General features: G+C 41.9%; 13 protein-coding genes. 5 read left to right on the top strand and 8 right to left on the bottom strand.

Going from position 1 to position 21,804, the window contains the following annotated elements:
- Positions 1 to 65 precede the first annotated feature (65 nt).
- Together ACOVQQ_RS00540 and ACOVQQ_RS00545 are read left to right on the top strand one after the other, a co-directional pair.
- Positions 66 to 725, top strand: coding sequence for a thiamine diphosphokinase (locus ACOVQQ_RS00540; protein WP_421816505.1), 660 nt, complete (start codon positions 66 to 68; stop codon positions 723 to 725).
- A gap of 35 nt (positions 726 to 760) precedes the next feature.
- On the top strand, positions 761 to 1,420 hold the full coding sequence (locus tag ACOVQQ_RS00545; RefSeq protein ID WP_421816484.1) for an SOS response-associated peptidase: 660 nt from the start codon (positions 761 to 763) through the stop codon (positions 1,418 to 1,420).
- A gap of 186 nt (positions 1,421 to 1,606) precedes the next feature.
- Here ACOVQQ_RS00545 and ACOVQQ_RS00550 read toward each other — a convergent pair whose 3' ends face one another.
- The 3 genes from ACOVQQ_RS00550 to ACOVQQ_RS00560 all read right to left on the bottom strand — a co-directional run bounded on the left by ACOVQQ_RS00550 (position 1,607) and on the right by ACOVQQ_RS00560 (position 5,306).
- Entirely contained in the window at positions 1,607 to 2,719 is a 1,113-nt protein-coding gene (locus tag ACOVQQ_RS00550) for a redoxin domain-containing protein (protein ID WP_421816485.1), read from the bottom strand.
- 1 nt (position 2,720) lies between these two features.
- Complete coding sequence (locus tag ACOVQQ_RS00555) at positions 2,721 to 3,842, bottom strand: redoxin domain-containing protein (protein ID WP_421816486.1); 1,122 nt, start codon at positions 3,840 to 3,842, stop codon at positions 2,721 to 2,723.
- Between the two features lie 75 nt (positions 3,843 to 3,917).
- The gene (locus ACOVQQ_RS00560; protein ID WP_421816487.1) at positions 3,918 to 5,306 is read right to left on the bottom strand and encodes an MBL fold metallo-hydrolase; all 1,389 of its coding nucleotides are present in this window, start codon (positions 5,304 to 5,306) and stop codon (positions 3,918 to 3,920) included.
- A gap of 136 nt (positions 5,307 to 5,442) precedes the next feature.
- Between ACOVQQ_RS00560 and ACOVQQ_RS00565 the strand changes: the two genes are divergently transcribed.
- Entirely contained in the window at positions 5,443 to 6,549 is a 1,107-nt protein-coding gene (locus ACOVQQ_RS00565; RefSeq protein ID WP_421816488.1) for a vWA domain-containing protein, read from the top strand.
- Between the two features lies 1 nt (position 6,550).
- Complete coding sequence (locus ACOVQQ_RS00570) at positions 6,551 to 8,014, top strand: magnesium chelatase (RefSeq protein ID WP_421816489.1); 1,464 nt, start codon at positions 6,551 to 6,553, stop codon at positions 8,012 to 8,014.
- A gap of 201 nt (positions 8,015 to 8,215) precedes the next feature.
- On the opposite strand, the gene ACOVQQ_RS00575 is transcribed toward ACOVQQ_RS00570, so the two are convergent.
- The 5 genes from ACOVQQ_RS00575 to ACOVQQ_RS00595 all read right to left on the bottom strand — a co-directional run bounded on the left by ACOVQQ_RS00575 (position 8,216) and on the right by ACOVQQ_RS00595 (position 20,940).
- Positions 8,216 to 10,237, bottom strand: coding sequence for a cytochrome c biogenesis protein CcdA (locus ACOVQQ_RS00575; protein WP_421816490.1), 2,022 nt, complete (start codon positions 10,235 to 10,237; stop codon positions 8,216 to 8,218).
- On the bottom strand, positions 10,234 to 11,553 hold the full coding sequence (gene tilS / locus ACOVQQ_RS00580; protein WP_421816491.1) for a tRNA lysidine(34) synthetase TilS: 1,320 nt from the start codon (positions 11,551 to 11,553) through the stop codon (positions 10,234 to 10,236). Before tilS ends, ACOVQQ_RS00575 begins: the two co-directional genes overlap by 4 nt.
- Positions 11,537 to 12,844: an anthranilate synthase component I family protein gene (locus ACOVQQ_RS00585; RefSeq protein ID WP_421816492.1), complete on the bottom strand. Its 1,308-nt coding sequence runs from the start codon at positions 12,842 to 12,844 to the stop codon at positions 11,537 to 11,539. The genes tilS and ACOVQQ_RS00585 overlap by 17 nt, the downstream gene beginning before the upstream one ends.
- Before the next feature lie 54 nt (positions 12,845 to 12,898).
- A complete protein-coding gene (locus ACOVQQ_RS00590; RefSeq protein WP_421816493.1) occupies positions 12,899 to 13,618 on the bottom strand; it encodes a lycopene cyclase domain-containing protein in 720 nt (239 codons plus the stop codon).
- 104 nt (positions 13,619 to 13,722) lie between these two features.
- Positions 13,723 to 20,940 carry an immunoglobulin domain-containing protein gene (locus ACOVQQ_RS00595; protein WP_421816494.1) on the bottom strand — a complete coding sequence of 2,406 codons (7,218 nt, stop codon included), beginning with the start codon at positions 20,938 to 20,940 and terminating at the stop codon, positions 13,723 to 13,725.
- A 180-nt stretch (positions 20,941 to 21,120) separates the two neighbouring features.
- Between ACOVQQ_RS00595 and folE the strand changes: the two genes are divergently transcribed.
- Positions 21,121 to 21,774 carry a GTP cyclohydrolase I FolE gene (folE, locus tag ACOVQQ_RS00600; RefSeq protein WP_298148524.1) on the top strand — a complete coding sequence of 218 codons (654 nt, stop codon included), beginning with the start codon at positions 21,121 to 21,123 and terminating at the stop codon, positions 21,772 to 21,774.
- Positions 21,775 to 21,804 lie beyond the last annotated feature (30 nt).

A 21,804-nucleotide genomic window follows, 5' to 3' on the forward strand; every position in this document is an offset into this window, starting at 1 on the left:
TGTCTATCTATTTTGTTTCCTGCAAAGAATTGTTTTCCTTTGGAACTCATAGAATTTTGAAACTCGTGTCGTCACATCATATCGTTAAAGACAATCAGGAACCGGCGCTCATCATTGCCAACGGTGCCGCGTGCAGCGACGAACTGCTCGGACAACTACTCGAATGGTCGCCCGTAGTTGTGGCACTCGATGGGGCAATCGAAAGGCTGCTCGCGAAACGTATAAAAGTGGATATTGTTTTAGGCGATTTCGACTCGATAACAAAAGCGCTTATCGCTGAAAATCAGACTGATTTAAAATTTATCTCGGCACCCGATCAAAACAAAACCGATCTCGAAAAAGCATTCGATTATCTTATTGCAAACGGACATCCGGCTGTGAATGTGGTTTGGGCTACCGGACGCCGAGCCGATCATGCGTTTTGCAACTTATCGCTGCTGGCACCTTATCGCGAATCGTTAAAAATAACCGTTTACGACGACTATTCTCGGGTGATACTTTTACCGCGAAACTTCGAAAAATGGTATCCGAAAAATACTGTATTATCACTCGTTCCCCTTGGTTTAGTGAACGGCATTCGAACTGTAAACTTACTGTACCCACTTAATAACGAATCGCTTACACTGGGTTACCGAAACGGAAACAGCAACGCCGCCGCCGGTGACGGTATCGTAAAAATAGAACACGAATCGGGCGATTTATTGCTGATGGAATGTTGGGATTAGATGTTTTTCATTAAAAAAATTAAACTCGAGTTGGTATGTGCTATTTTGTAAATCCCGTTCAAAAACTGTCGACTATCGAAAAGCAATACCGCAAGAAATTCAAAGATAAAAAAGGTGCTATTGCTCCCGATGAAACACACCGAGCAAAAATTAGCGGTTTTAGCTATCCCGAACTACCGCTTATACTACCTGATACTGCCGATTTTGGCGTTTGGGGACTCATTCCTGATTTCGCAAAGGCTGTCGATGCTTTTCGCAAAGAAACCAATACTTTGAACGCTCGAATTGAAACATTGGCGGAAAAAGCCGTTTTTAAGTCGTCGTTGAACAACCGCTGTGTACTGCCCATACAATCGTTTTTTGAATACCAATGGCTCGATACAAAAGGCAAACAAAAACGCTTATTTGAAATTTCTGCAACAAACGACAACTTGTTATCGCTCGCCTGTATTTTCAATATCTACGAAAATTGGGGAAAGCGTTTTCTGAGCTTTTCAATTATTACCACACAGGCAAACGAATTAATGGCCGAAATTCACAACAGTAAAAAACGCATGCCCGTTGTTTTAGAGGCAGAGGAAGTAGATTTATGGCTGCAACGCGAGCCTATATCTTTATTTGAAAACAGAAATAAAGTAAAACTTACGGCTGTAGCTGAACCCATAGAACCTGATGCGCAGCTTAGTTTGTTTTAGAAAATCTAGTTTTAAAAAGTCTGATAACTGGATTTGAATTAGCATTGGTTACCGACGTTTGTGGATAGACGAAAAACAGCAAAAGTCGAGCAGGACTTTAAATTGATATTCTGTACCTATAATCGGCTAATGCTAAAACAAAAAGGCTTCCAAAACTGGAAGCCTTTTGATTCGATATGGATCTTACTATTTTAAAATACTTGCAATTTTAGCGCGTAGTTCTTCGCCTCGTAAATCACGTGCGATGATTTTTCCATCTTCATCAAGGATGAATGTCGCTGGAATACTCTTTACGCCGTAAGTTGCTGCAATGGGTTCGTCCCAAAACATAAGGTTTGAAATGTGTGGCCATGTAAGTTGGTCTTTCTCAATAGCCTCTTTCCACTTAGCTGCGTCTTTATCGAGTGATACACCAATAATGTTCAATCCTTTGGCATGAAACTCGTTATACAGTTTCACAACATTCGGATTTTCACGTCGACACGGACCGCACCAACTCGCCCAGAAATCGATTATGGTAACTTTACCAAGCGACTCTTTTAAGCTTATTTTCTTACCATCTGGACTAGAGGCCGAGAAATCGGGTGCTTGATCGCCGATATTAACAGAGCGGTAATCCTGAATTTTCTTCAATACTTTCAAACCTGGTTTTGTAGCACGGATTTTCGCATCCAAACTATTGTATACTTTTTTGATTTCTTCGATATCAACTTCAGGCGCATTGAACATATTGTCGACAAACAGAACCGAGATAAACGACTTTGGGTTTTTCTTTGGAAATTCAGCAGCCAAATTCATAAGTTCTTTTTGGTAGTTCCCAAACTCCTTCATGAGGCTATTCACAGTAGCGGTGTCGTTGCTTTTCTGTGCTTGCTGCATCTTTTCGTTATTGGTTTCTTGGAATTTTTGAATTTTCCGCGAAATCGTCATTGCTTTAACATTGAATCCTTGCAGATCTTTGTTGTTTTGCGTTCCCCCTATAACACTGCTTCCAATGCTGTCTTTCAAGAGTGTGATTTCAATTTTACCGCTCTCCAAGATGAAAGCAACACGGCTTTCTGTATCTTTAATTTCGGCAAAATAAATTTCTGGCTCAGTTACTTTTCCTTTCCAAGAGAATTTTCCGTTAACAACTTTTGCGCTGTCAACTACCACTAAGCCTAACTTTTCGTCTTGCTTTCTGAAAACGATTGTTTTGCCTTCGAGTCCGTTGGCAGTTCCTTGAATCTGGAAATCGCCATTTACAACTGCAAATGCCAATAAAAACAAGCCTAAAATAGGCAATAGTAGCTTTTTCATATTAGTTTAAAAGGGATTGTACCTTTGCTTTTAACTCCTCACCTCTCAAATTCACAGCAATGATTTTGCCTTTTTCATCCAATAAGTAAGTAGTTGGAATTTGAGAAATGTTGTATTTACGGGCAATTGGATCAGACTGTGGTTTCAAATTTGCAACTTGTGTCCACGTTAACTTGTCTTTTTCAATAGCCTCTGTCCACGCTTTAGCTTCGCTATCCAAACTTACGCCAATGATTTTTAAACCTTTTGGGCTAAATTCATTGTAAAGCGCCACCATAGCTGGATTTTCCTGACGACAAGGTTGGCACCAAGAAGCCCAGAAATCGATGATGGTAATTTTACCTAACGATTGCTTCAAAGACACCGTTTTTCCATCTGGAGTTTTAGCTGAAAAATCAGGAGCAGTGCTACCTACTTTCGTATTGTTGATGGCTTCGAAACGCTCTTTGATTTTCTTACCAACTGAAGTTTTCTTCAAATCATCTGTCAAGGCGTTGAATTGCTTCTCCAATTTCGCTAAATCAGCATCAGGCTGGTTGATAAACTGGTTGATGAAATAAACCGACAAGAACGAATCTTTGTTTTTATCGATGTGTTCAAAACTCATGTTTTTCAACTGCTCACCAAACTGATTGTTTTTCTTCATGAGGTCGTTCATCGTAACTGTGTCGTTTGTGGCACGAGCTTGATTGAACTTCTCCATGTTTGCTTTCTGGAAAGCCATCATCTTTTTATTGATTTCTTTGCTCTTATTGCTGTAATCCGTCAAGTAATCGTTGTTTTTAGTTCCACCAACGGTTGAGTTTTGAACAGAATCTTTGTCAACTTTTACGTTAATTTCACCCGATTCCAAAATCAAAGGCACACCACCTTGAATACCGTTAATGGCAATAAAATGCAAGTAAGGCTCTTTAACTTGACCTTCGATTTTAAACTTACCATCGATAACTTTAACAGTATCAACAGAAACGATTCCAGTAGAATCTTGCTTTTGTAAAACAACATTCGTGCTGTCTTTCACACCTTTAGCTTCTCCGGTAATGATAAATTCATTTTCGCCAACTTTACTGCACGCAACGATGGACACGGCTGCCAGTAAGCCGAAAATCACTTTTTTAGTCATAATTAATTAGTTAATTCTTTTTATTTGTTTTGAAGGTGCAAAAATACCTATTTCACACCACAATTCTACACTTATTTAAACGCTTACTAGAGGCAATTCTGTTTTGCGAATTCCATTCATTCCTAACAATACATTTACGGCATGATGATTTCCGTTCTTCTTCAATACCGAAGCGGCAATTACCGAACGATATCCGCCCGCGCAATGCACATAAAATTTAGATTTTGGAAAGTCTTGTATGGCACTATTAATCGAATCTAACGGCAAATTCAAGGCGTTGTTTACATGCCCCGATTGATACTCCGAAGGCTTACGTGCATCGACAACAGTTGTTTCTTCGCTTAAAACTTCAGCGAAAGCTTCCGGAGAAATATTTTCGATAAAATCTGTTTCAAATCTAGCTGCTTGCCACGACTCAAAACCTCCGTCTAGATAGCCAATAACTCCGTCGAAACCAACACGAGCCAAACGCGTAATCGCTTCTTGTTCTTTACCCACAGGCGTTACTAACAAGAGCTTTCGGTTTACATCTTCTAAAACCGATCCCACCCAAGGAGCAAACGTTCCGTTTAAACCAATAAAAATACTTCCGGGAATATGCGCGGCCGTGAATTCTGTTTCGTGACGTACATCCAAAATCAAAACATCCGTTGCCTCGGCTGCCGTGCGAAATGCTTCCGCAGAAAGTGGGTTTAACGATTTCTCTAAAACATGATCTAAGGCATCGTAGCCCTTTGCATTCAAAAATACATTTTGCGGAAAGTACGCCGGCGGATTTGCCAATCCATCCAACAATTCTGCTATAAATCCTTCTCTACTTAAGTTCGGATTCAAAGCATAATTTACCTGCTTTTGATGTCCTAAAGTATCAAAGGTTTCCTTGCTCATATTTTTTCCACAGGCCGAACCAGCACCGTGACTCGGATATATCACCAAATCGTCGGGTAAAGGCCATATTTTGGTACGCAACGAATCGTACAACATTCCGGCAAGAATCTCCGAAGTTAAGTCGGCAGCTGTATCTTGTGCCAAATCAGGTCGTCCCACATCGCCAATAAATAACGTATCACCCGTAATTAAATACGTTGGTTTTCCGTCTTCATCATGAATTAAATAACAGCTACTTTCCAAGGTGTGACCCGGCGTGTGCAACACTTTGATCTTGCATTTTCCCACAAAAAATTCCTGAGAATCGCTTGCAATCAAGGCATCAAAACTGGGTGTAGCATTTGGTCCATAAACGATAGTTGCGCCGGTTTTCGCAGCCAAATCGAGATGTCCAGAAACAAAATCAGCGTGAAAATGCGTTTCGAAAACGTATTTTACTTCTGCGTTAAGCTGCTGTGCTTCGGCTATGTAAGACTGAGTTTCGCGCAACGGATCAAAAACGGCGGCCTCGCCATCGGAAGCCAAAAAGTAACTAGCTTGTGCCAAACAAGGCGTATAAATTTGTCGAATTACCATATTCAAAATTTGTCCAAAATTAGTGCATATAAGCTTGTAAAGTTGCAAAGAAACGTTAATCCGTGTGTTTTTGGTTTAACTAAAGATTAATACTCGTTCGCAAACAATTCACATTCGTAAAACGTACCTTTAGGATATGAAATCTGGATTTAAATTTAGTGCCTACCAAAAGCTGCCACAAGACCCTTTCGACAAGCTGTTCGAGATTTTTAAAGAACTCATTGTACATACTTCGGGAGATTTTGACGAGGCAATCGACTGGTTACGACAGCTCGACGACGAATATAAACTAACAACTCCCGAATACACCATCGACGATTTTATCCGAGATTTAATCGAACGCGGCTTCATCCGACAAGAAATCAGACCCGACGGCAGTGGCGAAACCGAGCTTTCTTCTAAGCTAGAACAACTCATTCGAAAATCGGCACTTGAACAAATCTTCGGCGACTTAGCCAAACGAGGTACCGGAAACCACGGAAGTAAATCTGATGGTCGTGGCGACGAACTAACCGGCGGGCACCGTGCCTACCAATTTGGCGATGCACCCGAACTTATCGACGTAACCGCCAGCCTACGAAACGCACACCAAAATAATTTCGGAGCCGATTTACAACTCACCGAAGACGATTTACTCGTAAACGAAACCGAATATAAATCGCAAATGAGTACAGTACTGATGATTGACATCAGTCACAGTATGATTCTCTACGGCGAAGATCGCATCACGCCAGCCAAAAAAGTGGCTATGGCATTGGCCGAACTCATAACAACGCGTTATCCAAAAGACACGCTCGACATTATTGTTTTTGGAAACGATGCCTGGCCAGTTCAATTAAAAGATTTGCCGTATTTGCAAGTGGGACCTTTTCACACCAATACCGTAGCAGGTTTGCAATTGGCACTCGATATTCTTCGGCGAAAGCGAAATACCAACAAGCAAATTTTTATGATTACCGACGGAAAACCCAGCTGTGTGCGCGAAAAAGACGGTAGATATTACATGAACAGTAACGGACTCGACGAATATATCGTAGAACAATGCTATAACGTGGCCCGACAAGCTAAAAAACTACACATCCCGATAACTACCTTTATGATTGCTCAAGACCCCTATTTACAACGATTTGTAAACAACTTTACGCAAGCCAATCAAGGAAAAGCCTTCTATACCGGACTTAAAGGTTTGGGAGAAATGATTTTTGAAGATTATAAAAACAATAGAAAAAAGAGACTTAGATAACATGAACGAGCTAACAAAGTTGAAAACCCTCGGTGAACTCAAAAAAGCCGGATTTTCGTATCAGTCAATAAAACAAGAACTTAAGAAAAATCTGAAGGCAAAAATTGCTGCCAAACAAGATGCTTTTCCAGGAATTTTTGGCTACCACGAAACCGTTTTACCTGAAATTGAACGCGCCATTCTCAGCGGCCACAACATCAATCTTTTAGGATTGCGCGGTCAGGCTAAAACCCGAATTGCACGCTCCATGATTGGCCTACTCGATGAGTACATCCCCGTGGTTCAAGGCTCGGAAATTAACGACGATCCGTTTGCTCCTGTGAGTTTTTACGCGAAAAATCTAATCGCCGAACATGGCGACCAAACCCCGATTGAATGGCTGCATCGCGACGAACGTTTTTCCGAAAAATTAGCTACGCCCGACGTTACCGTGGCCGATTTAATTGGCGACATCGACCCGATAAAAGCCGCAAATCTTAAACTTTCGTACGCCGATCACCGCGTTATTCACTACGGCATGATTCCACGCGCCAACCGTTGTATTTTCGTTATCAACGAGTTACCCGATTTGCAAGCGCGTATTCAGGTGGCACTTTTCAATATTTTGCAGGAAGGCGATGTTCAAATTCGCGGATTTAAACTTCGCTTAGAACTCGACATGCAGTTTATTTTTACGGCAAATCCCGAAGATTACACCAACCGCGGAAGCATCGTAACGCCTTTGAAAGACCGTATTGGTTCGCAAATTTTAACGCATTATCCGATTGATATCGAAACTGCCAAGAAAATTACTTCCTACGAAACAGCAGCTGATACGCGTTTAGAACAGGTGTACATTCCGGAATTAGCCCGCGATTTGCTCGAACAAATTAGTTTCTCAGCACGCGAAAGTGAATACATCGACCAGAAAAGCGGCGTTAGTGCACGTTTGTCGGTTACTGCTTTCGAAAATTTGCTAAGCACTGCCGAGTTACGTACGTTGCGCTCTGGCGAGAACAGAACGACCATTCGTTTGGGCGATTTCATAGGAGTCATTCCCGCAATTACTGGTAAAGTAGAGTTGGTTTACGAAGGCGAGCAAGAAGGCGCCGCATATGTCGCACAACTTATTCTAGACGAAGCAGTTAAGTCGATTTTTACGAGTATTTTCCCAAAAATCGAAAAGCTCGAAAAGCCGAATCAAACTTCCGTTTATCAAGACATTTATACCTGGTTTTTCAACGAAGGTGAAATTGTACTAACCGAAGATCAAAGCGATCGTGCCTACAAAGCCGAGCTCGAACGCAACCCTGCCCTATTCCAATTGGTCGATCAATATGCTGCAAACGCCGACAAAGCCGACCGCTATTTCATCGCCGAGGTGTTACTTTGGGGACTCGCAGCTCAAAAGAAACTCGCTAAAAATCGGGTTCGAAACAGCACCACGTTCCGCGATTTGTACGCCAATTACGTGAGCGGTCTGTAATTTTTGGGCAACTGCCCGGCGTCGTTACTATTTGTCGAAAAACGCCGGGCACCGCGCTTTCCAAGTCAAGGTACCTCATAAAACGCACAACTGCAGCTTAAAATAGGGCTTCTTAGGTCGCCATCTTTTAACCGCAGTTGTTTGCGTTTTCTATCGGTACGCTTGCTTTTGCTATCGCTGTCGCAGAAATGAGTCGTTGTCTTAAAACTTTTTTACACCATCCTTCAACCAAGATAAATAGGTGTCTATATCCGGTGTGTACGCAACAGGTTCATTTAAAATCTTTTCCTCGTGATCCATCAAAACATAGTAAGGACGCGCGTTCGTGCCGTAGCGTTGTCTTTGGAACTCGCTCCATTTTTGCCCGACGGTCGCAATTTTATTTCCCGTTTCTTTAGAAATGTATTGCTCGTCTTCGGGTAATTTGGTACGTTCATCACCAAACAACGAGATGAGCACAACTTCGTTCTTCAAAATTTTTAATACTTCTTGATCCGACCAAACATTGGCTTCCATCAATCTACAATTTTGGCAAGCTCTTCCGGTAAAATCAATTAATACGGGCTTTCCCACCTTTTTTGCATACGCTAAACCAGCTTCGTATTCTTCAAAACTGGCAATTCCGTGCGGACCAGCAACGGCACCTTCCGGTAAAGCTGTTGCACTTTCGGTAGTTACGCTTCCTCCAAAACCACTCGGACTTTCACTGTACGTTAACGGCGGTGGAAAAGCGCTAATTAACTTTAAGGGCGCGCCCCACAATCCGGGAATTAAATACACTGTAAAACTAAACGTTAAGACAGCAAGTAATGCTCGCGAAACGGATAAATGATCCAGCGGACTATCGTGCGGGAAACGAATCTTTCCGAACAAATACAAGCTTAATGAGCCGAAAATGGCAACCCAAATAGCGATAAATACTTCACGTTCAAGATAATGCGTATTCAAAACTAAATCGGCATTCGATAAAAATTTAAAAGCTAATGCCAATTCAATAAAACCAAAAACAACTTTGACCGTATTGAGCCAACCACCCGATTTTGGAAGATTTCCAAGTAAAGAAGGCGCTAAAGCAAAAAACATAAACGGCAAAGCCAGTCCGAGGCCAAATCCCAACATCGCTAAAGATAAAATCCATGCGCCGCCATCCGAATTAAGCGATGTTCCTAAAACGAATCCCAATGCCGGACCAATGCAGGAAAACGATACGATAATCAGCGTAAGCGCCATAAAGAAAATACCAATTTTGCCGCCGCGGTCCGAAGCCGAATCAACTTTGTTAGCCAAAGCACTTGGCATGGTAATTTCGAATGCGCCAAAGAATGAAACAGCGAAAATGCTGAAAATGATAAAGAAGAATACATTCAGCCAAACGTTGGTCGAAATCTCTGAAAAAACGTCTGGATTTGCTCCTTCCAACAAATGAAAAGGCAACGTAATCAATACGCAAATCAATACGATGCAGAAGCCGTAAAATATTGCATTAAATCGACCTTTCGCCTTACTTCCCGATTGTTTCAAAAAGAAACTTACCGTCATCGGAATCATCGGAAAAACACAAGGCGTTATAGTGGCAACAATACCGCCTAAAAACGCTAAAAGAAAAATGCTCCAAATACTCTTGTCATCCGCTTTCTCTGCTTTAATTTCCGCGGATTTTTCCACCTTTTTTGAGGTCGCAACATTGGTAACAACTGCCGCTGTGTCAACAGCTTTTGAAAGCGTATCAACAGCAGTTACCGTATTGCTTTCACCAGCTACTGGAATGGAAACCTTGGGTTCAGGTAGGGAAAAAGTAAAGGTTTTATCTTCGTTAATACATTTTTCTTCACAAACTTGATAGGAAAGTGACGCAACAACAGACTTTATCTTCGGATTTTTTCTGGAAATTTTCTGGCGTAAAACAACCTTTCCTTCAAAGAAAACTTCATCCACACCAAAAACATCGTTAAACGCGCGTTTAGTTTTGCTTTCTGTCGTTTTTCCAATCAAATCATAACCTTTTCCCGCAGCTTCGTATGTTGCCAATAACGGAAGCGGACCGCCATCAGGTGTGGTTTGCGAATAAACGTGCCAGCCAGCATCGATCTTTCCGGTGAAAACCAAAGTGAACGTTTCATTGCCGTTATCTTCAACAGCAGTTTGCCATTTTACAGGCTGAATAACCTGCGCCACTGCCGAAAAGGCAAAGAGCAAAACGAAAAAAGAAAGTATTTTCTTCATGAATACAAAGTGAACTTAAGAATTGATTTAGTTTGTGTTGTTGCGAGGTAATTTCTGTTTGCACGGTAACCCACGACCCAAATGACTTGCTGTGAATCGCATAAAACCAGTGCTTTCTTTCGATACTCCAAAGATACCTTTTCGTCTCTTAAAAACTTCCCAACACTTTTGGTGCCGGCAGACATTCCTTCAGGAGCAAATTTATCAGTTTGTACGTAATTTCTGAGATTTAAATTCCCAGAAATCAAATCGGCATCGACGTATATTTCCGTTCGTGTAGATTTCTGATATGCATCCACGTAAGTGCCCGAAAATGCAATCGGTTCTGTCAAGGCAAAAGGAATGGTTTTGATTTCAATATGAATCTGTGAATTCGCTTGCTTTACAGAAAGAAGCAAAAAATCCCGATCTTTTGTCAAAACGTAATCCTCCGAAAAAACGCGTTTTCCTGTTTCTCCGAAAGGTAAATCGTAAATATCGTTCCATGCGTGAAAACCAAAATCGGCCAACCAAAATTGCAAATAGGCTTGATAATTGGGAAACTTCAACAATTCTGGTATGTGCAATTTTTTATGTCCATTACTTTCTTGAACAACCTGACTTAAAACGGCGGCGGCGGCATCGGTAGCGAGCGACTGCGTTTGTTCCCAAGCTAGAATACTTGAGTGGAAACTAGCTTCAAAACTCGGATTCAACGATTTAAAAATAGGCAGTAATTCATGTCGAATTTTATTTCGCGTATAATCGGTTTTTGCGTTCGAAGCATCTTCTCGCCACTTGAGTTCTTGCTTAGCCGCATATTCGAGAATTTCTTCTTTAGAAAATGATAGTAAAGGTCTAACAATACGCCCATTGCGTTTCGGAATTCCCAACAAACCATCAATTCCAGTTCCGCGTGCCAAATGAAATAAAACAGTTTCAATACTATCGTTTAAATGATGTGCCGTTACAATATAATCGAACGCATTTTGAGTTCGAATTTCTTCAAAATAATTGTAGCGCAAAATTCGGGCGGCTTCCTGAGTGGATATTTTGGCGTTCGTGGCAAACGATTTGGCGTCGAAACGCGTGCTAAAAAATGGTATCTGTTGCGTTTCCGCGAAAGTGCGAACAAATTGCTCATCTTCATCACTTTCAACACCTCGAAGCTGGAAATTACAATGAACGAATCCGATTGAAAAGTTAGTTGCGAGCAGTAAATCTGTTAGAACCATACTGTCGACACCTCCACTAACTGCAACTAAAATGCGTGCGTTATTCAGCTCGGGAAATTGCTCCTGAACGATTTTGCTAAATCGGCTAACGAACTTGTTCAACAGAAATCGGATTTAAAACTTCCATCATTGCTTTTGCTTTAAGCAAACATTCCTGATACTCTTCGGCTGGATCTGCGTTTGCAGTAATCGCGCTTCCAACGGAGAACGTTGTTTCGCCCGATTTCGTATCGCAAAGAATCGATCGAATGATGACATTCAAGTCGAAATCACCGTTTGGTGCTATGTAACCGAAACTTCCGCTATACATGCCACGCGCGCTGGGTTCATATATATCAATCCATTTCATAGCCTCAATTTTAGGTGCACCGGTCATGCTTCCCATCGGAAAAGTGGCTTCCAGAATATCAAAAAAGCTCGTTTCTGCGCGAAGCTCACAGGAAATCGTTGAAATCATCTGATGCACTTGTTTGAAACTGTAAATTTCACATAATTCCTCGACTCGAACGGAATTCTTAGTTGCAACTTTAGAAAGATCGTTTCGGACTAAGTCGACTATCATCACATTTTCGGCGCGTTCTTTTGCGTTGCTTTTCAGTGCTGCTTTAAGTTGCTCGTCGATTTCCGGTTCACTGCTTCTTCTGGCGGTTCCTTTGATGGGTTGCGAGCTAAGTTTTTCGCCTTGCTTTCGCAGAAAACGCTCGGGAGATGAAGATATCACTGCGTTTTCATGCCACTTAAAAAGGCCCGAAAAAGGTGCTTCTGATTTTGAATTAAGCGCCGAATACAGCGCGTTTATATTCGGACTAATAATTTTTGTTTGAAACGGAAAGCAGAAATTTATTTCGTAGAAATCGCCTGCCTGAATATGTTCCAAAATCTTAGTTGTGCGTGCAAGATAATCGGCTTTACTTAGTTTCGGTATAACCTCGCTTGCAACTAAATTCTTGTACTGTTCTGTTTCTTGAACATTGGCAATTCGATGTACTAATTCTTCTGCGGCAGCGAAATCTAAAAAAGTTTCCAACACAATTTCATCTTCCACAATAAAAACAAATTCGGGCACAAAAACAGCAAGTTTAGGAAAAGCTACAGATGCAGGAATGGATGAATGATTCTGATGGTACAAGTTTTTAAAATCGTATGCAATGGCAAGGAACTTCCAATCGGGAACTGACACAAGGCGTGCAGCTTGATTTAAATCATTGGCACGATGGCACTCAGAGGCATTCCTTGAACCAAATGCATATATTTTCGAATACGTGCAACTATTTTGTTTTGCGTTAGAATTTAAGTGTACGGCGTACTCTTGCGTGAGAGCATACTCGCGAAGCTTGTTTTCAAACACACTAATGTCGATTGTTGGAAAAGAAAATCTGTTTCGTTGAATCATAGTGCTAAGGTAAGAAACCTAGCGTTTTGAAGTGTATAAAGGCTAGTTTTTCAACTAAGTCGTAGAAACTGTTTTTTGTGTTACGAGTTTCACAAATCGACTGGGAACGGAGACGGTTCCTTTATAGAAATTATAGACAATTCCCGAAAAAGCACCCCAACTGATAAACCAAAAAGCTTCGATTAAGGGAACTTCACCCACCAAAAAAGTTCGCAATAATCCGGATTCAACTTTCCAAACGCTTTCCCAGAAACCGGGCATTATTACAGTAAAAACTGTGAAGTAAATTACGAACGCTAAAGTGAATGAAAATAGTGCTGATATAATTGCTCGGTTTAGTAAATCGGGTCTTTTCCAAAGCATAAATATTGCTATAATCAAGAATAACGAGGAGGTGGCTATCATGGTATTTATCCCAACATATAGCGCGAGAATTACGCCTGCTATCCCGAGCGCAAAAAGATATGTCAACAGCTTATTTTGTGGCTGAAAGCTTGGGACTTCTTTGGTTTTAAACACGGCGTTAAACAAGAAAACCGTACAACCGATTATTCCGAAGCCCGAAAGGATATCTTCAACAGAAATGTGCCCTTGACCAAGAATAGTTGGCGGGTTCCAATAATCGGACAGGTACCAATTTTGCGCTGGTATTCCTGATAGTGCTCCAAGGAAACTAACTTTAAGCATGCTCTTTTTTAAATCGGACAGCGAAGTGAAAACAAAAAGCCACACGATTAAAAAGGCAAAGGAAAAAAGCAAGTATGTATATTCCATAGACAATTTTGCCAAAAATACTGTTTTTACGATGTTCAAACAATTAGCACAAAAAAAATCCATGGCAAAACCATGGATTTTTAGTTTTGGTTGGTAAATAATTCTTATCGTTTTAAAGCAAAGTGTGCCTTAAATTCTTTGTTTACGCCTCCTTCAGAATACTGAATTGTGAACCAGTAATCGTCAGCCGGAACTGGAGCGCCATTAAATGTACCGTCCCAACCTTGACCCGTGGTTGCAATCTGTTTCATCAGTTTTCCTTCGCGGTCGAAGATGAATATTCGTGCAGCAAACTGATTTTGCAAAGTCGAAATATTCCACGTATCGTTATAACCGTCGGCGTTTGGTGTGAAGAATTTCGGATAATCGATTACAGTAATCGATGTAAATGCTTCGCCACAAGCGCGTAAGTCACGTGCGTAAATGGTGTGATTACCTGTATTGTCTTGGCTTAACACCGTACGAACTCCTGTAAATACATTGCTCGTTTGCCACGGACCGTCGTTTAGTCGATATTCGTATTCGCCGGGTGGATTTACCGTAACAGTCACTGTAGCGTTTTCTGCAAAAAACAGTGTTTCAACCGAAGCGGTTACACTTGTTGGTGGCGCCGATGCCGTAATACTCGCCGTTGCCGAACGCGTACATCCTGTTGCGACATCGGTTACATCAACGCGGTACAATCCAACAGCCTCGGCTTCAATCGATGCTAAGTTGCTGAATTGCGGTTGCTGTACGTTGTCGATAAACCACTCGAAATCGTAAGTACCGTCGTTAGGTAAACCTGTATCCAAGGTATAAGTGCTCGTGTTGGTTGGGTCGTTATTAAAGATACAGATGTAACCGTCTTGATCTAATTTAGGTTGTGGTATGTTGGTTACCGAAACGGTAGCTTGTGTATTCGGAGTCGCTGATAAATCTACCAAACAAGCCGGTAAATCATTGCGCTTCACGGTAAGCAATTGGTACACCTGCGTTTCTTCGATGATGCCTGTAGCAACAACCGCCGTACCTGAACCGCTCAGTGTAACACTTTGTGGAACGCCGCCATTGATGCTGTAGGTAACTACCGCAAATGGCGTTCCTGTGATAATCACATCAGCCGAATTACCCGCACAAATACTCGGCTCTAATCCGTTGGCGATACTCGCTTGTGGAAGTGCCACCACAGCCAAACGGGCTACGTTGCTTGTTACAGGCGGACACGATGCGCTAGAAACTACAACCGTATAATTAGCTTGATCATCGAAATCAACCGCGCTTAGTGTTAGCGTCGGATTGATCTCGCCCACAATAACATCATTATTTTTCCTCCATTGAAACCTTAAATCGATTCCCGTTGCCTGCACGAGGAAGGTGACGTTTTCACCGAAACAAGCCGTTACACTCGAGGGCTGGGTCGTGATTGCCGTCGCTGGATTAACAACCACAACTGCAGCTAAAGACTCATCGGCTGGACAAACTCCCGAATTACTTACCTCAACGGTATAATTTCCTGCTTGTGCTTGAGTAATTCCCGTAATAGTTAAAGTAGGATTAATTTCGCCCGGTAGGTTCACTCCGTTGCGTTTCCATTGATATTGCAATGCGGAACCTGTGGCAGTAACACTCAAGTTTAGCGTTTCGCCTTCGCAGAGTGTCTCCCCCACTGGATCGGTTACCACTTGTGGCGCCTCTAGAACAACAACGGCTGTTGGAACTGATTGAGCCGCTGGAGTACACGCACCGCTAACAACAACAGTATAATTCCCTGCTTGCGCCAAAGTAATATTTGAAACAGTTAATGTTGACAAGGAAGGTAATGAAGCTGTTATAGCATTATTGTTCAAGAACCATTGATAACTCAAGTTTGTACCTGTGGCGACAACGCTCAGAGTCAGAGTTTCTCCCACGCAATAGCTTGCAACGGCTTGAGGTTGGGTAGTGATCTGCGGAAGCGTATTAACAACAATGTTTGCTGCTGCCGAAAGATCATCCGGACAATTACCACCATTGCCTACCGATACTGTATATGCACCCGCTTGAGCTACCGTCATATTCGGGATGCTTAAAGTAGCTAAATTAGCGCCTGGAATATCATTTCCGTTGAACTTCCATTGATAATTAATGGCACTAGTTGCAACGACAGTCAAATTAAGCGTATCACCCTCACAAATCGTCTGACTTAAAGGATCGGTAACCACTTGTGCAGCGTCCAATACAACTACTGTTGTCGGAACTGATTGCACCGATGGCGTACATGCTCCGCTAACTACCACAAAATAATCTCCAGCGTCTGCTGCTGTTACTCCCGTTAAAGTGTAGGTGCTGTTTAGATTTGAAAGACTCGATATGGGATTTGACAAAGAATCCAAAAACCATTGGTATTGCAAATTAGTGCCTGTAGCACCCACGCTTAAGGTAAGTGTTTCACCAGTACAATAGACCGTCGCTGCCTGAGGTTGGGTCGTGATTTGTGGCAAACTATTTACTGTGAGCGTTACATCCGTAGAAAATTGAGGTAGGTTACAATTATTGTTCACCTCCACGCGATAGGTACCTGCGTCTGAAAGCTGTGCGTTGGTAATCGTTAAGGTTTGGGTCTGACTGCCGCTAACAGTAGCTGAATCTGAGATTGGTGTAGTCCCTTTAAACCAACGATAGGTAAGTCCAGGACCTGTGGCATTAACCGTCCAAACCTGAGTATCACCTTCGCAAATCGTATTCGAACTGATAAACGGTGCAACGATAACAATCGGCTGATCTACCGACAACGCAGCTAAAGCAGAATCGATACTGCCACAACTGTTGCTCACACGCACGAAATAATCGCCCGCATTGGCTGGCGTTGGATTGGAAATTGTTAAAGTCGTTGTATCCACTCCCGAAAACTGTCCGCCATTACTCAACGGGTTGCCATTATAGAACCATTGGTGTGTAACAGAATCGCCCGTTGAAGCTACCGTAAAGGTGGTAGAGGTAATTCCTGGGCACAAACTCTGACCAACAGGTTGTGCGGTGATTGCTGCCGGCGCAATAACGTTTACCGTTACAGGTGCCGGGAATGTAGTAGCGGTACACGAAGGTGTATCGGCACTAGCAATACTGGTTATAGAATAAGTGGTTGCAGCACTAATACCTGCTGTGATGCTCACTATCGCATTACCCGCTGCATCCAAAAGTACAGGAGTTGAAGAAGTACCATCCGAAAGTGTAACCGTAGCGTTGGCAGTACCCGAAATTAGTAAGTTAAACGGATCGCCTGCACAAACATTGCTATTGCTGGTCGTAAACTGCGTAACAACCGGAATCGGATTTACAGTTAGAATTGCTGATTGTCCGGTAATATTAGCTGTACAAGGTGGAGTGGTTCCCGAACTAACAGAAACCAACTCAACAGTAGTCGTACTCGTTAAATTAGTCAAGTTTATGGTACCTACACCTGTTGAAGCATCCAAGATAATTGAAGCAGCTGTGTTTCCAGAAGCATTAATAACCGTGTAATTCACTGTTGCTCCCGGTGTTCCTGAAACTTCCAATTGCGCATTGCCCGTCGGACAAACAGCAGCAGAGGTTGTAACTAAAACTGCCGTTGGCAAACCAACAGTTATTGTTATTGCCTGTACGGGAATAAAGATCTGAGAACAAACCGGTGAACTAGAGGTAGATACGGATAAAAGTTCAATAGTTGTATCTGTTGTAATATTATTTACTGTAATAGTAGCTGTGCCAGTTCCAGAGGCATCGGTACTTAATGTGGTTGTTTGGGTACTACCACCATTTATTTGATAAGATACTGTTGCACCTGAAGTTCCCGAAAACTGTACTTGCGGTGATGAACCTGTACACGTTCCAAAAGAAGTAGTCACAATAGAAGCTGTTGCAGCTGGCAACACAGTTATTGTAATCGTTCCTGGATCACACGCTACACTTTGTACGGTCGAATTTGCAGTAAAAACATAATTACCTGGCGTGGTTATGTCTGTGATGGTAACTTGTCTTGTGTTAGCAGTGAAGCCATTAGGCCCCGTCCACGAATAAGTTGCGGTTGGACCTAAATCTTCCATAGATAGATTTATGGGGTTTCCACTACAAACTGCAAAACCTATTCCAGGATTTGACACACAACATGCGTCAAGAATAAATTCGGCTGGCGGTGTTGTGTAAGGCGGACAGTCGGCAACAGTAACAGTATAGGTAATCTGATAAGTTCCCGCGACATTATTAGGGTCTGTCACATTCACCGCACCGGTAAAAGGGTCAACTGCTAATCCTGTGCTTGGTGACACGGAATAAATTCCACCAGCTAGCAAGTCTGGCGACAAAGTCGGCAAGACTGCCGAGCCTCCTGATGCACAAAACGTGTTTTGATTTGGACCTGTACCACCTGTATAGGATATTGTTCCTTGGGCGGAGAAATTATCGAGAACAAAAGGTATATAGTTGTAGCAACCATTAGTTGAACTAAAATCTGTAACCGAAACCCAAAGCTCTTTGGGCAAATCCGACACAGAAACTACATAACTTGAAAGCTGATTAAAAGGGATTGGACTTGCAAAATCTTTAGCATCTTGAAAAGTCTCAAAAAAGTTAACTTCCAGATTCGGATCACCACCCGTGATATCAGCAATCTGATCGATATCGAATGTTACCGTACTTCCTGTAACTACATCACAATTGAAAACGTTTTCAGGCGTATTGGCGACATTTACAGGAGGTTCAATTACGACAGTATAAGTATCGCTATCAGTTACTACAGAATTATCTTGCCTTGTCGTCGTTATCGTTACAGTATAGGTAGTGTCAACTTCCGGACATACTACAATATTATCAGAAGTACCTAAATTGGTTCCAAACTGGTCGTTCCATTGAACAGTTACTAAATCCGTTCCATTTGTCGTTGTAGGATAAAAACGTACCGCTTGATTGACTGCATCCCAGTTACCAGTCTGATAAGCAATATTAGCTGCTGTTCCTGTGGCGTTTTGAACACCTACTATACCGTTACCAGCATTCCATCCACAATCTCCCTGACGATTCTTTATAATAACATCAATGATATTAGTTGTTTCATATAAGACAATCTGAGAAGTCATTAATCCGAACTGATTGCCACATTGATAAAGAGGTAATTCATTAAAATTTGCGACAAAAACCCGATTAGGAGCCACCCCCTGTACATAATAGTTAACATTTTGTACCGCTGGATTAGTAACTGGTGGCGAAGCGATATTTGTATCTTGATAGACGCCGTAAATAGCATTAAGTATTGGAAAAGCAGGATTTCCATTTGCTGGAACCGTTTGGTTGAAAGCCCACGGACAAAATTGTCCCGCTAGAGTAGTGTTAAAACTAATAACTCCATTAGAGCCTACTACGAGTTGGTTATAATTAACACCATAAAAGTTAAAATTGAATGGTAATGTAAATACAGGAGAAAATATATCGTCCTGATTTGCCTGTAAAACCGTTCCTCCAGTAAAGGAATTAACTTGCTGAAAAGGAATTGGTTGAGAAACATAGGTCGTTGTTGGAGCTACAGCATAGTAAGTGGCCGTTAAATTAGTACACTCTCCCGGCTGACAAATTGGGGTCATATTCCTTATTTCTACATCATTTTGAGGTGCACCCAAACAACGAGTTGCAGAAGCTGGTAAAACATTTACTGTAGCAGAACCAGTTAATGTAGAAGCGCATGCTCCAAACGAAATATTCTGTAAGGTAAAAGTAGTGGTCGCAAATATAATCGGACTTAACGACCCGTTTCCTTGAGCATCAAGCGTCACAGAAATCGGTGTAGTTGAGCTCGATGAACCTAAGGTAATTGTAGCGCCCGCTGGACCACTCAATAAAACGTCATACGACTCACCAGGACAAATGGAACCCGGTGGAGGTGTGATAGCTACACTATTGGTAGCAAGCACTCGAACTGATGCTGTTTCACTTAAATCTCTAGTACAACTACCATCGCTAATACTTACCAATGTGAAAGTAGTATTGGCCGAAAAATTCTGAGTAATTTGAGCCTGTCCTGCTCCATTTAACGTTAGGGTTATAGGTACTGTAGGAGCCGTAGAAACTGTATATGTAACTGTTGCATTGGGTGTACCTTCAATAACAACGGTACCTGATCCGTTTGGACACACGAAAATTTCATCGTTTTCAAATTCAGCGTTAATAGGAGAAACTTGAACAGTTGTTTGACTAGAAACTGCAACTTCACAACCCAACAACTCAACCGTATTAATACTGTAAGTAGTTGTAACATCATCGGTTCGAATCGCCGTGGCTAAACCTTGGTTATTAAGAACAACACTGAAGTTGTTCACTCCATTTGTATAAGACACTGTAGCACCAGGCGTTCCTGTAAACGTTAAAACTTGAGGACTATCCGGACAACTTACTGTACTCGGACCACCAATAACAACCGTTGGAGGCGAAACAACATTAATGTTCGTAGACTGACCTACTTGCGAGGTAGTTGAACCACTACTTACCGAGACCAAGTTAACAATAGTAACCCCTGCGTTAACTGCTGGAACTGATACAACAACAGAACTATTACTAGCTGAAGACACCGCCGTCTGAGGAGCACCTCCATTGATCGTGTATGTAAATGTATAAGGAGCTACCCCATTCTCTCCCGTAAAAGTAACTTCCGCCGGAACGGGCCCTTGGCAAACACCTTGATTTGGAGAAATCGTCGCAGTCAATAGTGCTCGCACTGAAAAATCATCTACAGCAAAATCGTTTCCAACAAAAGCAGTATTTTCATTGTACAATTCAATATAAACGCAAGCATTTGTAGGCTTAAATCTATATGTGAACTTTTGCCAACCATCCGCTGGCAATGGAACTAGGGTCGACGAAGGCGAAACAAATTGTACATTGGTAGCGTTATTCCATTGTATTCGAATATCCGCACGACCTGAGTTATCTACTATATTGTTGCCCACTGATTTCGCCCAAAAGCTAAACTCGTAGACAAGATTCGTATTCAAACCACAAACTCCATTGCCATTTGTTCCAGCTCGCCAAAATTTCTGAGCACCTCCAGTTCCGTTCCCATCAATAACCATCATCAAACCTGTGCCTGTTGTATGATCGCCACCCGATAAGAAAAAGTTGGTATTTAAAACATTCGGATTTGCTACAAACGCATAGTCACCTGAAGAGGTATTACCCGAGTAAGGCGGACTCAAAAAATTATAACCAGCACCATTAACATTGAAACCGGTATTGTTTGTCCCTGCCTCGAAATCGCCATTTGTCAACAAATTTTGTGCGTTTGACATTTTCGCAACAAGTAACAGAGAAACCACTAGACGTAGTGTGAATTTCATTTCAAAATCAATTTTAAGGAGCGAAATGTACAAAAATTACTGAGATTTTATACTTTTTTAACACCATAACTTTTGGGATTTATTTAAGAATCGTCAAAATACAAATTCGCGAAATCACGTATCTTTGCAACGCTTTTACTTTGAACCCTCCTAACCTTTCAAAGAAAGCCAGATACAACAATGATCGACGAAATAGGCGAGAATCACATCGCAACAAGTGCACAAAATCCGGTTCGAATAGACGCTTTTGAAATATCGGATGAAGAAAAAATTGAATCAATAAAGAAAGATGTTGCGAATATCCTCCACACTTTAGGTATGGATTTAACCGACGACAGCATTAAAGGTACTCCAAACCGAGTAGCCAAAATGTTTGTAAAAGAACTCTTCGGCGGTTTAAACCCAGAAAAACGTCCGAGTGCTTCAACTTTCGAAAACAACTACAAGTACGGCGAAATGCTCGTAGAAAAAAACATTACCGTTTATTCTACTTGCGAACACCATTTGCTGCCAATAATCGGTCGCGCACACGTTGCCTACATCTCTAACGGCCGCGTGATTGGTTTGTCGAAAATGAACCGCATCGTTGATTTTTACGCAAAACGCCCACAAGTACAAGAACGTCTTACCATGCAAATTGTGCAAGAACTGCAGCTTGCACTCGGTACCGACGACGTGGCCTGCGTAATCGATGCAAAACACCTTTGCGTGAACTCACGCGGAATACGCGACATCGAATCAAGCACCGTAACCTCAGAATTCGGCGGACGTTTCAAAGAAGAAGCCATGAGAAAAGAATTTCTCAACTACATCTCTTTAGAAACCAAGTTTTAATTGAAAAAAATACCCGATAAACCTGTCCAA

This window comes from Flavobacterium sp., from assembly GCF_049240005.1.
In the GTDB taxonomy this organism is placed as follows: Bacteria; Bacteroidota; Bacteroidia; order Flavobacteriales; family Flavobacteriaceae; genus Flavobacterium.

What these genes read in the sequence shown, in the direction of transcription:
- ACOVQQ_RS00595 (WP_421816494.1), bottom strand. Translation starts at nt 20,940, where the DNA reads ATGAAATTCACACTACGTCTAGTGGTTTCTCTGTTACTTGTTGCGAAA.
- ACOVQQ_RS00570 (WP_421816489.1), top strand. Translation starts at nt 6,551, where the DNA reads ATGAACGAGCTAACAAAGTTGAAAACCCTCGGTGAACTCAAAAAAGCC.
- ACOVQQ_RS00560 (WP_421816487.1), bottom strand. Translation starts at nt 5,306, where the DNA reads ATGGTAATTCGACAAATTTATACGCCTTGTTTGGCACAAGCTAGTTAC.
- ACOVQQ_RS00575 (WP_421816490.1), bottom strand. Translation starts at nt 10,237, where the DNA reads ATGAAGAAAATACTTTCTTTTTTCGTTTTGCTCTTTGCCTTTTCGGCA.
- ACOVQQ_RS00590 (WP_421816493.1), bottom strand. Translation starts at nt 13,618, where the DNA reads ATGGAATATACATACTTGCTTTTTTCCTTTGCCTTTTTAATCGTGTGG.
- ACOVQQ_RS00565 (WP_421816488.1), top strand. Translation starts at nt 5,443, where the DNA reads ATGAAATCTGGATTTAAATTTAGTGCCTACCAAAAGCTGCCACAAGAC.
- ACOVQQ_RS00585 (WP_421816492.1), bottom strand. Translation starts at nt 12,844, where the DNA reads ATGATTCAACGAAACAGATTTTCTTTTCCAACAATCGACATTAGTGTG.
- ACOVQQ_RS00550 (WP_421816485.1), bottom strand. Translation starts at nt 2,719, where the DNA reads ATGAAAAAGCTACTATTGCCTATTTTAGGCTTGTTTTTATTGGCATTT.
- ACOVQQ_RS00545 (WP_421816484.1), top strand. Translation starts at nt 761, where the DNA reads ATGTGCTATTTTGTAAATCCCGTTCAAAAACTGTCGACTATCGAAAAG.
- ACOVQQ_RS00555 (WP_421816486.1), bottom strand. Translation starts at nt 3,842, where the DNA reads ATGACTAAAAAAGTGATTTTCGGCTTACTGGCAGCCGTGTCCATCGTT.
- folE (WP_298148524.1), top strand. Translation starts at nt 21,121, where the DNA reads ATGATCGACGAAATAGGCGAGAATCACATCGCAACAAGTGCACAAAAT.